Source organism: Rhizobium sp. YTUHZ045, assembly GCF_051124255.1.
Lineage (GTDB): Bacteria > Pseudomonadota > Alphaproteobacteria > Rhizobiales > Rhizobiaceae > Rhizobium.
Map to the genome: position 1 here is coordinate 283,661 of NZ_CP101434.1, position 14,202 is coordinate 297,862.

The 14,202-nt window shown below is 60.4% G+C and carries 12 protein-coding genes; 5 read left to right on the top strand and 7 right to left on the bottom strand.

Annotated elements, in window-relative coordinates; genetic code table 11:
• Window positions 1-168 precede the first annotated feature (168 nt).
• Genes NMA58_RS28425 through ligD (NMA58_RS28435) form a run of 3 tightly spaced genes read left to right on the top strand, consistent with a single transcriptional unit; the run spans window position 169 to window position 2,961 of the window.
• Window positions 169-1,068 (top strand): Ku protein, encoded by a 900-nt coding sequence (locus tag NMA58_RS28425; protein WP_430959170.1) that lies wholly within the window; start codon window positions 169-171, stop codon window positions 1,066-1,068.
• A 12-nt stretch (window positions 1,069-1,080) separates the two neighbouring features.
• The gene (locus NMA58_RS28430) at window positions 1,081-1,899 is read left to right on the top strand and encodes a Ku protein (RefSeq protein WP_434714445.1); all 819 of its coding nucleotides are present in this window, start codon (window positions 1,081-1,083) and stop codon (window positions 1,897-1,899) included.
• A gap of 3 nt (window positions 1,900-1,902) precedes the next feature.
• Complete coding sequence (ligD, locus tag NMA58_RS28435; RefSeq protein ID WP_430959168.1) at window positions 1,903-2,961, top strand: non-homologous end-joining DNA ligase; 1,059 nt, start codon at window positions 1,903-1,905, stop codon at window positions 2,959-2,961.
• 23 nt (window positions 2,962-2,984) lie between these two features.
• Here ligD (NMA58_RS28435) and ligD (NMA58_RS28440) read toward each other — a convergent pair whose 3' ends face one another.
• Together ligD (NMA58_RS28440) and NMA58_RS28445 are read right to left on the bottom strand one after the other, a co-directional pair.
• On the bottom strand, window positions 2,985-5,630 hold the full coding sequence (gene ligD, locus NMA58_RS28440) for a DNA ligase D (protein ID WP_434714447.1): 2,646 nt from the start codon (window positions 5,628-5,630) through the stop codon (window positions 2,985-2,987).
• A 250-nt stretch (window positions 5,631-5,880) separates the two neighbouring features.
• A complete protein-coding gene (locus NMA58_RS28445; protein WP_085781055.1) occupies window positions 5,881-6,195 on the bottom strand; it encodes a DUF982 domain-containing protein in 315 nt (104 codons plus the stop codon).
• Between the two features lie 305 nt (window positions 6,196-6,500).
• On the opposite strand from NMA58_RS28445, the gene pepT reads away from it, so the two are divergent.
• Window positions 6,501-7,733 (top strand): peptidase T, encoded by a 1,233-nt coding sequence (gene pepT / locus NMA58_RS28450; protein ID WP_434714449.1) that lies wholly within the window; start codon window positions 6,501-6,503, stop codon window positions 7,731-7,733.
• A gap of 222 nt (window positions 7,734-7,955) precedes the next feature.
• Here the strand turns inward: pepT and NMA58_RS28455 are convergent, their stop codons facing one another.
• The 5 genes from NMA58_RS28455 to NMA58_RS28475 form a co-directional block, all read right to left on the bottom strand.
• Complete coding sequence (locus tag NMA58_RS28455; RefSeq protein WP_434714451.1) at window positions 7,956-8,774, bottom strand: cell wall hydrolase; 819 nt, start codon at window positions 8,772-8,774, stop codon at window positions 7,956-7,958.
• 232 nt (window positions 8,775-9,006) lie between these two features.
• Window positions 9,007-10,047, bottom strand: a complete 1,041-nt coding sequence (locus NMA58_RS28460; protein WP_434714453.1) for a sulfate/molybdate ABC transporter ATP-binding protein — start codon at window positions 10,045-10,047, stop codon at window positions 9,007-9,009.
• A 10-nt stretch (window positions 10,048-10,057) separates the two neighbouring features.
• The gene (gene cysW / locus NMA58_RS28465) at window positions 10,058-10,930 is read right to left on the bottom strand and encodes a sulfate ABC transporter permease subunit CysW (protein WP_097600842.1); all 873 of its coding nucleotides are present in this window, start codon (window positions 10,928-10,930) and stop codon (window positions 10,058-10,060) included.
• Complete coding sequence (cysT, locus tag NMA58_RS28470; RefSeq protein WP_434714454.1) at window positions 10,920-11,777, bottom strand: sulfate ABC transporter permease subunit CysT; 858 nt, start codon at window positions 11,775-11,777, stop codon at window positions 10,920-10,922. The genes cysW and cysT overlap by 11 nt, the downstream gene beginning before the upstream one ends.
• Before the next feature lie 8 nt (window positions 11,778-11,785).
• Window positions 11,786-12,811 (bottom strand): sulfate ABC transporter substrate-binding protein, encoded by a 1,026-nt coding sequence (locus NMA58_RS28475; RefSeq protein WP_434714455.1) that lies wholly within the window; start codon window positions 12,809-12,811, stop codon window positions 11,786-11,788.
• Between the two features lie 359 nt (window positions 12,812-13,170).
• Here NMA58_RS28475 and NMA58_RS28480 point away from each other — a divergent pair, with 359 nt between their 5' ends.
• The gene (locus tag NMA58_RS28480) at window positions 13,171-14,187 is read left to right on the top strand and encodes a porin (RefSeq protein WP_434714456.1); all 1,017 of its coding nucleotides are present in this window, start codon (window positions 13,171-13,173) and stop codon (window positions 14,185-14,187) included.
• The last annotated feature ends 15 nt before the right edge of the window (window positions 14,188-14,202 follow it).

Below are 14,202 nucleotides of genomic sequence, written 5' to 3' on the forward strand. Positions count from 1 at the left end.
AAGCACTTAGTCAAGAAAAACACCTATCAGATTCAAGGAGATGAAAGAGACTCGGAAAAAGCGTGGGTAATTCTGATTAAGCTATTGAAATTTGATTCGTTTTGACTCGGAACCAATCGTAAACTGATTCGGTTGACTCGCACAGGTTGCGTCAGGAGCGCGAGCGAGATGGTTGCCCCGAGGGCGAATTGGAAGGGTTTTATCAAGTTCGGAGAGGTGGCTTTCCCGGTGGCGCTCTATACCGCCGCCTCCACATCCGAGCGGATCGCGTTTCATACGCTGAACAGGAAGACCGGCAACCGGGTGCGCCGAGAATTCGTGGACGGCGAGACCGGCGATCCGGTCGAGCGCGAGGAGCAGGTCAAGGGTTTTGAGATCGAGGACGGCCGCTATGTCGTGCTCGAGCCCGAGGAAGTCGCGGCCGCCATTCCCGAAAGCGACAAGACGCTGAAGGTGGAGGCCTTTATTCCTTTTGACGAGGTCGATGACGTCTATTTCGACAAACCTTATTATCTGGCTCCCGACAAGATGGGCAGCGACGCTTTCAAACTCCTGAGGGATGGTATGAAGAAAGCCAAGGTCGCGGCCATTGCCCGAACGGTGCTGTTCCGGCGCCTGCGAACGCTCCTCATCCGTCCCCATGGAAAAGGGCTGGTCGGCTCAACCTTGAACTTCGATTATGAGGTTCGCTCCTCCGACAAGGCATTCGAGGAGATGCCGGATCTCAAGATCGAAGGCGAGATGCTGGAGCTTGCCAAGCACATCATCAACACCAAGAAGGGCGAGTTCGACCCGAAGCAGTTCGACGACCGTTATGAAGCGGCCGTCGCCGAACTGGTGAAGGCCAAGATCGAAGGCCGCACCCTTCCGAAGAAAAAGGCGCCGCCGGCTCCCAAACCGAGCGACCTGTTGCAGGCGCTACGCGAAAGCGCCGGCATGGCGACGCCGGCCAAGACGAAGCGCACCGCTGCAAATGCCAATGCCGGAAAGAGCAGGCAGAAGGCCGCGCGCGCGTCGACGACGAAATCACGCGGCCCGGCCGGCGCTCACCAGCGCCGCGCCGGGTGATCGGAGGTTTCCATGGCGATCCGGCCTTACTGGAAAGGCTACCTCAAACTGTCGCTCGTCACCTGTCCGGTGCAGATGATGCCGGCCACTTCCGAAAATGAGAAGGTGCGGTTTCACACGCTCAATCGCGCCACCCAAAACCGCGTCGTCAGCCACTATGTCGATGCCGTCACCGGCAAGGACGTGAAAGATGAAGACGAGGTGAAAGCCTACCAGCGTGGCGAGAACGAATATGTCTTGCTTGAAGACGACGAGTTGGAGAACGTCGCGCTTGAAAGCACCAAGACGATCGATATCGAGGTCTTTACGCCGCGCAACGGCGTCGACTGGATCTGGCTCGACACGCCCTACTATCTTTCACCGGACGATCCGGTCGGCCAGGAGGCGTTCTCGGTGATCCGCGATGCGATGGCCGCCGAGGACATGGTCGGCATCTCGCGACTGGTGATTGCGCGCCGCGAGCGCGCCGTGATGCTGGAGCCACGGGGCAAAGGCATCGTTCTTTGGACCCTGCGTTACGGGGACGAGGTGCGCGACGCGGAGAGCTATTTCGAGCGGGTAGACGATCAGCCGGCGGACAGTGAGATGATGCCGCTGGTCCAGCAGCTGATCAAGAAGCAGACGCAGCACTGGAACCCGAAGATGGTCTCCGACCCGGTGCAGGATAGGCTGCTCGACATCATCGAGGCCAAGAAGAAACAAATGAAGAAGCCCGTCAGAGCAAAATCCAAGGGCAAGGAGAAGGCGGAGCCGGTGCCCAGCAACGTCATCAACATCATGGACGCCCTGCGTAAATCCGTCGATGCGGAGAACCGACCCGACAGGCATTGAGCGATGACCAGACCACGGCGCCCCTCCGCTCCGCTTCTTCGCGAGTCGAATTCCATACAATCACGACCTCTCCGTCGGCGTGATCCCGACCAGCCAAACCTGCCGTTCGATGCGATGCCGTCGAGAGTGGAGCCGTGCCTGGCCTTGCTGAAGCAGACGGTGCCGCAAGGGCCGGATTGGCTTTATGAGGTGAAGTGGGACGGCTACCGATTGGCAATCCACATCGAGCCAAAGGGCATTCGCATCCTCACCCGTGGCGGTCATGACTGGACCCACCGATTTCCGACGATCGCCGCAGGGGTAAGAGAACTCGGCGTATCGACCTGTATTCTCGACGGAGAAGCGGTCGTCCTTGATGACGAGGGTCGGTCCGACTTTGGGGCGTTGCAGCGATCGCTCGGCGGAAGGGGCGGCAAACGAATCTCGACTGAATCCATCTTCTACGCCTTCGATCTATTGTATCTCGACGGTCACGACCTGACGCGCACCGAGCTCTCGGTCCGCCGCCATCTTCTCGAAGATCTGATCCCTGAGACCGACGATGGCGCTATTCGGTTCTCGCAAGACCTGGATCTAGGTGGCGAGGAACTGCTTGAGCACGCATGCCATCGGGGTTTGGAAGGCATCATTGCAAAGCGCAGGGATAGCCCTTACCGCAGTGGTCGTCTGGGGGACTGGCAGAAGATCAAGTGCGTTCAGAGCGAAAGTTTCATGATCGTCGGGTACGAGGAATCCGTCAGCAACCGCGGTGGGCTCGGCAGTCTTTTGCTTGCGGGTCGAAAGGGTCACGAGTGGATCTATGTCGGCTCCGTCGGCACAGGCTTCAACCGAACGGAGGCGGAGTATCTGCGCAAGACGTTGAACCGCCTACAGACAAAAAAACCTGTTGTGCCGCTCAAAGGAAAGCGCCTCGTCTTTTCTCAACCGACACTCATCGCCGAAATCGAGTTTCGCGGCTGGACGCGTGAGGGCAGCCTGCGCCACCCCTCATATAAAGGCCTCCGCGAGATCCAGGATAACGCAGCCGTCTTCGATATGACTGATGCCGCTGCAATCAGATGAGTGCCGCGGGGCGATCAGCCGTGTCAGGCGGCATGCTTGCCGGTGCGGCCGAGCCTCTTGATCGCCTGCTCTAGGGGACGCTGCCCCTCGCAATAATCCTTCCAGGCGGATGACTTCGGTAGCAAAGCAGGCACGGTTCGAATCGTAAACCTTTTAGGATCGAGGTCCGATTTCACCTGCGTCCACGTCAGAGGCATTGACACGGTCGCCCCTGGGCGGGCTCGAGGGGAGAGCGGCGCCACGGCCGTCGCCATGCGATCATTGCGCAGGTAATCGAGGAAAATGCGACCGCCCCGCAGGCTCTTGGTCATCTTGATAAGGTAGAGATCGGGGTTGTTTCGGGCCATCTGCTGGCAGACGTCATGCGCGAAGGCCTTCGCTTCGGGCCATGACAACGGTTTTCGCTTGTTTACTGTAAGCGGGGTCACGACATGCAAGCCCTTGCCGCCCGTCGTCTTGCAGAAGCTGATCAATCCGAGGTCTTCCAGCCGGTCGCGCATCTCGCGGGCAGCGGCAACAACCGTGGAAAAGGGAACATCGGGACCGGGATCAAGATCGAATACCAGGCGGCCAGGAACTTCCGGTTGCCCGGGTTCACAGTTCCACGGATGGAGCTCGACAGCCGCGATTTGGGCGACTGCGGCGAGCCCTTCGATGCGGTCGATCTGGAGGTATGGCTTCTTGTCGCCGAATACCTTGACCAATTCGAGCAGTTTGGATTGCCCCGGCATGGCATGACGCTGGAAGAACTGCTCGCCACCAATCCCATCCGGGGCACGGATGATGGAGCAGGGCCTGCCCTTGAGGTGGTCGATCATCCAGTCGCCGACCGCCTCGTAATAGCGGGCCAATTCTTCCTTTGTTACCGGCTCACCATCCTCGGCATCTGGCCACAATGGCTTGTCCGGGTTCGAAATGAGCACACCCATGACATCGGCCTTCTGACCCTTACGGCGCGTCGATTTTGGTTCGGCCCGGGGAGCCGGTTCCGCAATCTCGGCCTTGGAGGATCTTAGCGGTCGCTCCGCCTCGACTTCTTTGGCCGGCTTATCTTCACGCAAGCCCTTGAAGGCCGCCTGACGGACGAGACCGTCCGCGGTCCAGCCCTCGAATTCGATCTCGGCGACAAGCTCGGGCTTCACCCAGACGACGTCAGCCTGCTTCTTCGGAGCGCCGATACCGGTGAACGGCGACTTCGTCGTCTCCAGCGCCTTCAGTTTCGGAAGCAGTGTTTCGACTTTCTTGGCGCCGTAGCCGGTCCCGACGCGGCCGACATAGACAAAATGATCGTCGCTGAAAACGCCGACGAGAAGGGAACGAAACTTGCCGTTGGTCTTGGCATAGGCGCCGATGACCACCTCGTGCCCCGCCCGGCATTTCGACTTCGCCCAGCTTGCCGTTCGACCGGATTGATAGGGGGCATCTGCCTTTTTCGACACAATGCCTTCCAGCGATAGCTTGCATGCCGACCTGAGCACGGCGTCGCCGCCGCCTGTGAAATGTTCGACGTAGCGGATGCGAGGGTCGTTGCCAGCATCCGCGAGAAGCTCCTGCAGTCGCGTCTTTCGTTCAATGATGGGCTTGAGGCGGAGATCCTCACCGCCGTCATAGAGGAGGTCGAAGGCGAAGTAGACGAGGCTGCCGGTCTTGCCTTCCGACAGTGCCGCCTGAAGCGCGGCGAAGTCGGGCGCGCCGTGCTCATCGAGAGCGCAGATTTCACCATCGATTATGCAGTCTGGAAGCGCTGACGCCGCCTCGGCGATTTCGGGGTATTTGGCCGTCCAGTCGAGACCTTTTCTGGTTTTCAGCGTGGCTTCGCCGTCGAGCACACGCATCTGGATGCGGTAGCCATCGAACTTGATCTCGTGGATCCAGTCGTTCCCGCCGGGTGGCCGCTCCAGCTTCTCGCAAAGCTGCGGCGCGATGAAATCCGGAAGATCAACCGCCGTTGCGGTGCTGGCGCGCTTTCCGCCTCTCGCCTCCTGCCGCTCCTCGGCGGCCAGTCCGTGATTGCTGTCCCAGACGGCGTCGGCCTGGATCTTGCCGCCCTCCACCATGAAGGGTTTCGGCTTGCGCCCCTTGCCGGCCGCGATCATTTCCATGCTGCGGCCCGAGGCGACCGAGGTGACGTTCTCTTCCAGTATGGCAGCACCGTCTTCCTCCACGGAGAACTCGTCGTGATGCTTGATCAGCAGCCAGTTGGTACGCTTGCTGCGGTCGCGATCGTTGCGCATGCGCACAAGCACGAAGCTGCCGTGCAAGCGCTCGCCCTCGAGCGTGAACTTGAAATCGCCCTTGGCAAGCGCCTGCTCAGGGCTCTTCCGCCCCTCCGGCTCCCAATAGCCGCGATCCCACAGCATGACCGTGCCGCCGCCATACTGGCCTTTCGGAATCGTCCCTTCGAAATCGCCATAATCGAGCGGATGGTCCTCGACCTCGACGGCCAGGCGCTTGTCTTGCGGATCGAGCGACGGACCTTTCGTAACGGCCCAGCTCTTGAACACGCCGTCGAGCTCAAGCCGCAGGTCGTAGTGCAGACGTGTCGCATCGTGCTTCTGAATGACAAAGCGACGGCGGTTGCTCCGTTTGAGGGGCCGCTCGCCGCTGGGCTCAGCAGTCTTCTGAAAATCGCGTTTTGATCGATAGCTTGATAGCTTGTCGCTGGCCATGGCTGTTCCCGTGCATTCGGCCCTCAAACGAAATTTTGGTGATCGTTGTTCCAGCCGCGGCAGCGTTCCCCGTTTGAGTAGGCACGACAGCGACGGTTCTACGGCGAAACAACCACAATTTCAGCTCCGAAGCCCAGACGGCAAAGGAGATCGAGATGCCTTGGGTTTTGACCTGGCGCGGCTCCTCCCGGGGCCGCGCGACAGGCATCTTGAAGTCAGGGTCCCGACGTGAACTGCGCACGCCTGGCCCTTAGCCAAGAGCAGCGACACGCGTGGGTCGCACCGGGCGGCTGGTAGCCTGCACCTGCCAGGGAGCCACGACCGCGGGCATGCCGGCTTCGACGCACGCGGCCATGAAAGCCTCCCGCGCAATCAAAGGGGCAATAACCCGGTTAAGAGCGCCCCGACAGGTCTTGACCGCGCGCTTGTGGCGCTCTCCGTGGCCCAACGGCCATTCGTTTTCCAGGAAATCCAAGGCGTCATAGACGCCCGTAAAAGTTCGTTCCAGGCCGCACTGCAGCCGGACCGTCACTGGACGAGTCCAGAGCACATCGTTCAGCGGCATTTTCTTCTTCCTCCTTTCGATGCCAGCTTGATCCCTTAAAAATATTGGAGATGGCTGCCGGTAGTTCAAGACGGCAGCGATAATCCATTAATGGCGTATGCCTACAGGACAAATTCCGCCTGCCGCTGTTGGATGCGAGAGAAGGATTGCTACAGCTCCTCGGCTGGACGCGCCCGGGCGAGCCAGATCATCCCCGCTCCTCAGTAGGGGCCGTCGTCATAGAACCATGCGCCGAGCGGAAAATCCTTTTGTCGCTTCGCCCGGAAGGGCTATATCCTCTGGTGATCTCATTGGATTGGATTGAAATGACCGACACTGTTCTCGACCGCTTCCTCCGTTATGTCGTTATCGACACTCAATCCGATCCCTCCTCGTCGACGCAGCCGACCACCGAGAAGCAGAAGGATCTCGGCCAGATTCTGGTCGACGAACTGCTGGAGATCGGGCTTTCCGATGCCCATCTCGATGAACATGGCTATGTCTATGCCACCATTCCGGCCAATAGCGACAAGGCGGTGCCGGTCATCTGTTTCTGCTCGCATATGGACACGGCGCCCGATTTCAGCGGCACGGATGTCAAGCCACAGATCGTCAGGAATTATGCCGGCGGCGATATCAGGCTTGTCGGCGATTCGAGCCGGGTGATCCGTGTCGCCGAGCATCCGGAGCTGAAAAACCAGGTCGGCAATGATATCGTCACGACCGACGGAACGACATTGCTCGGCGCCGACGACAAGGCGGGACTGGCGGAAATCATGACTGCGGCCCAGATCCTTGTCGACAATCCCGATATTCGGCACGGAGCGATCAAGATCCTGTTCACGCCTGACGAGGAGGTCGGTCGCGGCGTCAACAAGGTCGACCTCGGCAAACTCGGAGCGGACTTCGCCTATACGATGGACGGCGAGACATCAGGCCATATCGAGGACGAAACCTTCTCGGCCGACGGCGTCGAGATCGGCATAACAGGCGTGGCGATCCATCCGGGCTTCGCCAAGGACCGTATGGAGAACGCTATCAAGATCGCCGGCGCCATCATCGACCGGCTGCCGAAGGATTTGGCGCCGGAGACGACGGAAGGCCGGCAGGGCTTCATCCACCCGGTCGGCGTGACCGGCTCGATGGAAAAGGCGTCGCTGAGCTTCATCATCCGCGACTTCACGGAGGAGGGGCTCGCTGAGAAGGAGGCGATGCTCGAAACTATCGTCAAGCAGGTGATGTCTGCCTATCCAGCCTCGACCTACCATTTCCAGGTGACGGAACAATATCGCAACATGAAGACGGTGCTCGACCGCCATCCGGAGATTGTCGAGAACGCGCTTGAAGCGGTGCGTCGTGCCGGCATGACGCCGGTGCGCGGCAGCATCCGCGGCGGCACGGACGGCTCCCGCCTCTCCTTCATGGGGCTGCCGTGCCCGAACATTTTTGCCGGTGGCCATGCCTTCCACTCGCCGCTCGAATGGGTGAGCCGCCAGGATATGGAAAAGGCGGTCGCAACGATCGTGGAGCTTGCAAAGATCTGGGAAGAGCGCGCTTAAGGCGCACTCAGGCTACCGACAAATGACCCGCGACGTCATCCTCGGCCCTGTGCCGAGGATCTGCGCCGGTCAATTAAGTATCCGAAAATAAATGATTTCCTGTCAAGCAATTGCAGTGATCAGATGCTCGGCGCAAGACTGGTAAGACCGAGCATGGCTAGACCTTCTCAACAAACTGAGCGCGCTTAGGGCGCGCTTTTATAAACGCAAACCGAAACGGCATCAGCCGCCATTTACCGGGATCTCGCCGCGCAGCATCACGCTGTCATAGGCGGGACGGGGGGTCGGGATCGCGATCCGCATCGCCGGCTCGGGCGAAGGCGCGGTTTCCGGTTGGGTCACCGGAGCCGTTATCTGCATTGGCGCCGTGCTCGCCGTCGCCATCGGATCGGGCGCCGGCAGAGGAACGGGAACGGCCGAGGGTATCAGCGCCTCGAATTGCGGTGGCAGCATGCTTTCGCCGGGCACATAATTCATCGCCACCTCATAGGACGGCAGCGGCGACGGCGTTTCCAGCATGCCGTTCGAATCGCGCTTCTCGTAGAAGGCGTTGCCGCCGGCGACCGTCACATAATGCATGTTGTCGTAGGGGAATTTCAGACCATCGGTGTGGAAGAACATTGCATCCTTCACGGCCGGATGGCGCGCCCCCTTCAGCAGGATCGCATCAGCCGCGGTGGCAAGTTCCGGTTCCGCCTGAGGCTTGACTTCGCGCGTCATGACCCCGGGCGCAAACTGCTTCTCCTGGGCGACGACACCGCAGATCGATGGGGGGTAGGCGCCTGACGTCAGCCTGTTCATGACGACGGTGCCGACGGCCAGATAACCATCCTCGTCGGAGTGCTGCGATTCGAAATACATCGCGCGCTTCAGGCAGTCGCGATCCTTGGCGGTATAATTGAAAGTGACTTTCGCCGCTTGAGCCTGTTTTGTCTTTGCCGGCGTCGTCGCCGGCTTCGGTGTTGTGGTGCAGCCTGCAGCCGCCAGTCCTACGAATAAAATCCCGATCAGGGATTTTCGAAAGGAATTCTCCGCCCTCAACGCCAGGTGCCTCCTATGGGATTAGTCCAGCCCTTTATGATTAACGCGCAAAATCTTTTACTCGTCATATGACTGAAATACAAACAACCTGAGATAACAAAAGGTCGGAGGGACTCCCGCGAAGGGCGATTCCGGCTGAGCCCTGCGACCGACCGATGCATAAATCCGGAGGGTTAACGAATTATTAAGCGAGGCGCCGTGAGCGCGTCAGGAACGACGCGCGCAATCGAGATCAGCCACGGAACAGCTTCCAGCGGGTCGGCTTGAACGCCACGCGGTGACGGTCGAGCCGGTCAGCCTCGCTCGGCGGCAGTTCGATTTCAATATTTGGCCGGTCATTGCCGATATCGAGTTCGATATGGCGCGTACCGGCGACGCGGCGGCTGGAGACCGGCTGGCCGCCAATGCAGTTTTCGGCTGATTCGCAGAGCCTGACATCATGCGGGCGGAAGTAGAGCTGCGCCGGTCCATCCGGCTCGCCCTCGGCATTGAGGCCGAGCGAGCGGCCTTCGAAGAGAATATCGCCGCCCGAAATCTCGACCTGCAGGCAGTTGGATTGGCCGATGAAGCCGAAGACGAAGGGCGAGTTCGGATAATCATAGACTTCGTCGGGCGTCCCGACCTGCTCGATCGCGCCCTGGCTCATCACGACGACGCGATCGGCAAGCTCCAGCGCCTCATCCTGGTCGTGGGTGACGAAGACGGTGGTGTGGCCGGTACGGTCGTGGATCTCGCGCAGCCATTTGCGCAGGTCCTTGCGCACCTGAGCATCGAGCGCCCCGAAGGGTTCGTCGAGCAAGAGCACATTCGGCTCGACGGCCATGGCGCGGGCGAGCGCCACGCGCTGACGCTGGCCGCCGGAAAGCTGGGCGGGATAGCGTTTTTCAAGGCCGGACAACTGGACGAGGTCAAGCAGTTCCAGCGCCCGTCGGCGGATATCGGCCTTCGCAGGCCGCCGCGCGCCCTTTCTGACCCTCAGGCCGAAGGAGACGTTGTCGAGCACCGTCATGTAGCGGAAGAGGGCGTAATGCTGAAAGACGAAGCCGATATTGCGCTGCTGCACCGATTTTTTCGAGGCATCCTCTTCACCGAAGAAGATCTGTCCCTCGGTCGGGCTTTCCAGGCCGGCAATCAGACGCAGCAATGTCGTCTTGCCGGAGCCCGAAGGGCCGAGCAGTGCGATCAGCTCGCCGGAGCGGATGTCGAGCGAGACATCGTGGAGCGCCGGAAAACGATCGAATTCCTTGCGGATGTTTTGAACGCGTACTTCCATTCCAGATCCTTCAGTGCCGCCGGCTGGCGGAGATTTCAGCGCTGTAGCGCATTTCCAGCAGCGTCTTCAAAACAAGAGTCACGAGCGCGAGCAAGGCCAAAAGCGTGGCGACGGCAAAAGCGCCGGTGAAATTATATTCGTTATAAAGAATTTCGACCTGCAGCGGCATGGTGTTCGTCTGGCCGCGGATGTGGCCGGAGACGACAGAGACCGCGCCGAATTCGCCCATGGCGCGGGCATTGCAAAGCAGCACGCCGTAGAGCAGGCCCCATTTGATGTTCGGCAGCGTCACGTGCCAGAAGGTCTGCCAGCCGCTGGCGCCGAGCGACAGGGCTGCCTCCTCGTCGGCCGTTCCCTGCTCCTGCATCAGCGGGATCAGCTCGCGGGCGACGAACGGGAAGGTGACGAACATTGTCGCCAGGATCAGCCCCGGCACTGCGAAGAGGATCTTGATGTCGTTTGCGCTGAGCCAATGGCCGAGCCACGTGTTGGCGCCGAACAAGAGCACGAAGACCAGGCCCGAAATCACGGGTGAAACCGAGAAGGGCAGGTCGATCAGCGTCGTGAGGAATGCCTTGCCCTTGAACTCGAACTTGGCGATCGCCCAGGCGGCGGCGACCCCGAAGGCGAGGTTCAGCGGTACGCTGATGCCGGCGACGACGAGCGTCAGGCGGATCGCCGAGAAGGTCTCTGCATCGCCAAGCGCCTCGATGAAGGGGCCGGCACCTTTGCGAAAAGCCTCGACGAACACGGCGGCGAGCGGCAACAGCAGGATTAGCAGCAGGAAAAGCAGCGAAACGGCGATCAGCGTGTATCGCGCCATTCTGTGTTCGGTGGTCACCGAACGCAGTTTCGTCGGTTGAACGGTCGCATCAAGCGCCATAGCCGTACCTCCGCCTGCTCCAGCTCTGGATGAGATTGATGACGAGCAACAAGGCGAACGAGATCACCAGCATGATCGCCGCGATGCCGGTCGCTGCCGCATAATTATACTCTTCGAGTTTGATGACGATCAGCAGCGGCGCGATTTCCGATTTGAACGGCAGGTTGCCGGCGATGAAGATGACCGAGCCGTATTCGCCGACGCCGCGGGCAAAGGCGAGCGCGAAGCCGGTCAGCACGGCCGGCGCCAGCCCCGGCAGCAGCACGCGGAAAATCGTCTGGAAGCGGTTGGCGCCGAGCGTAGCGGCGGCCTCTTCGACCTCCTTGTCGATTTCCTCCATGACAGGCTGCACGGTGCGCACCACGAAGGGCAGGCCGACGAAGATCAGCGCCACGACGATGCCGGCCGGGGTAAAGGCAATCTTGATGCCGAGCGGTGTCAGCAACTGGCCGACCCAGCCGTTCGGCGCGTAGAGCGCCGCCAATGCAATGCCGGCGACGGCCGTCGGCAGCGCGAAGGGCAGGTCGACCATGGCGTCGATGACGCGCTTGCCGGGGAAACGGTAGCGTACCAGCACCCAGGCGAGGATGATGCCGAAGACGGCGTTGATGATCGCAGCGATGAAAGCGCTGCCGAAGCTGATGCGTAGGGCGTTCAGCGTACGCGGATCGAGCGCGATCGACCAGAATTTCTCCCAGCCGAGCGCGCTCGACCGGACGGCAAGGCCGGAGAGCGGGATGAGGATCAGAAGGGTGAGCCAGGTTAAGGTAAGGCCGAGCGCCATTCCGAAACCCGGAATGACGCTCGGCCGCCTGAACCGCCACCGCGTGGGGCTATGTACTCTCATGAAATCTATTATTGTGCCGGCTTGTAGATTTGGTCAAATACGCCGCCATCGCCAAAGAATTTCGGCTGCGCTTCTTTCCAGCCGCCGAAATCGTCGATGGTGGCGAGCGTCAGCTTCGGGAAGCGGGCGATATCGGCCGGATCGGCGGCTTCCGGCTTGATCGGCCGGTAATAATGCTTGGCGGCGATCTTCTGGCCTTCGTCGGAATAGAGGTAGTTGAGATAGGCTTCGGCGACCTTGCGCGTGCCCTTCTTGTCGACATTGCCATCGACGACCGCGACCGGCGGGTCGGCACGGATGGAGAAGGTTGGCGTCACGATCTCGAACTGGTCGGGGCCGAGCTCTTCGAGCGAAAGATAGGCTTCGTTTTCCCAGGCAAGCAGCACATCGCCGAGGCCGCGCTGGACGAAGGTGGTCGTGGCGCCGCGCGCGCCGGTATCGAGAACCGGAACATGCTGCAGCAGCTTGGCGACGTAATCCTGCGCCTTGGCGTCGTCGCCGCCATTTGCCTGCTTGGCCCATGCCCAGGCGGCGAGGAAGTTCCAGCGTGCGCCGCCCGAGGTCTTCGGGTTGGGGGTGATGACCTGCACGTCGTCCTTGATCAGGTCGCCCCAATCCTTGATGCCCTTCGGATTGCCTTTGCGGACGAGGAAGACGATCGTCGAGGTGTAGGGCGTCGAATTGTTCGGAAGCTTGCTCTTCCAGTCGGCCGGGATCTTGCCGGTCGCCTTGGCGATGGCGTCGATATCGCCTTCGAGGGCAAGCGTGACGACGTCGGCGTCGAGACCGTCGATGACCGAACGCGCCTGAGCGCCGGAGCCGCCATGCGAGGCTTTGATCGTCACGGTTTCACCTGTGTCCTTCTGCCACTTGGCGGCAAAGGCGGCATTGAAATCCTTGTACAATTCACGCGTCGGGTCATAGGAAACGTTGAGCAGCGCCTGATCCGCGTATGACGGCGCAATGCTCCCGATGACGAAGCTGCCTGCCATGACCGCGGCCGCGAGGAGCCGGGTGAACCGTTGTGTCTGCATGGGAACCCTCCTGTTATGTGCCTTAACTCTATCAAGTCAGTCGTATAAGGAAACGAAACTTGTTCCGGTTTAGGCGGGTCGGTTAGAATGCCGTTCCATTCGACGGGTGATTTTGAAATGCACGTGCCGGGAGTTGGCCGCGGCCAATTATGCGGCTGCCGCGGCCATGCCGCATAACCGTGTTTTTTTGGCCACAGTTCCTCCACATCGGGCGCGAGCAATGCTAATTTTTGCCCGCATTTTGCCGCGATGGCACTTGCGGATTCCTATATGGCGGCGGTGCGGTCGTATTTGCTACCGCTACGTGGGGGCATCTCTTGAAATGCGCCTCGCATTCCAACCTGTTAGGGCCATTCAAAATGAATATCAGAACTATCCTTTTTGCCTCCGTTGCCGCCCTTGCCGCGGCCTCCGGAGCACGCGCAGCCGACGCCATCGTGGCGGCGGAACCCGAGCCCGTGGAATATGTTCGCGTTTGCGACGCTTACGGTACCGGCTATTTTTATATTCCGGGAACGGAAACATGCCTTTCGATCGGCGGTTACATCCGTACCGAAGTGCGCTTCGGTGACAACATTGCCGGCGATTCCGATGTAAACTTCTGGACTCGCGGTCAGGTCACCTTCCAGGCCAAGAACGACACTGAGTACGGCACGCTCACCGGCGTCCTGACGCTGCGTTACAATGCCGACAATGCCTCCGATCAGGAAGCGCTGCTGGATGAGGGCTACATCGATATCGCCGGTTTCCGCGTCGGTAAGCTCTATAGCTGGTGGGACGACGACATGAGCGGTGAGACCGATACGCTCGCCAGCAACGAGACGACCCACAACTCGATCCGTTATCAGTACGAGAATGGCGCTTTCGCCGCCGGCCTCTCGGTCGACGAACTGGAAGAAGACTATGCCACCAAGCCGGGCGAAGGCCCGAACAACTTCGGTGTCGCAAGCCAGGTTTCCTACAAGGCCGGCGCCATCAGCGCTTACCTGCTTGCCGGTTATGATGTCGACACCAGCGAAGTCGCCGTCCGCGGCATCGTCTATGCCGATATCGGCCCCGGCACGCTCGGCATTGCCGGCATCTGGGCAAGCGGCGCCAACTACTACTACGAAGAGTCCGAATGGACGATCGCAGCAGAATATGCCCTGAAGATCAACGACAAGTGGACGGTGACCCCGGGCTTCCAGTACTTCGAAAACATCGCCCTCGAGGCTGACGGCAACGGCTTCACCGGCGGCAGCGCCTACACGACCGGTGTGACGATCGACTACCGCATCGTCGACGACCTCAGGACGAAGCTCAGCGTGCAGTACCACGATGAGGACGAAGGCGACGACGAAGTCTTCGGCTTCCTGCGCTTCCAGCGCGATTTCTAAGATCGTCTTATAGAG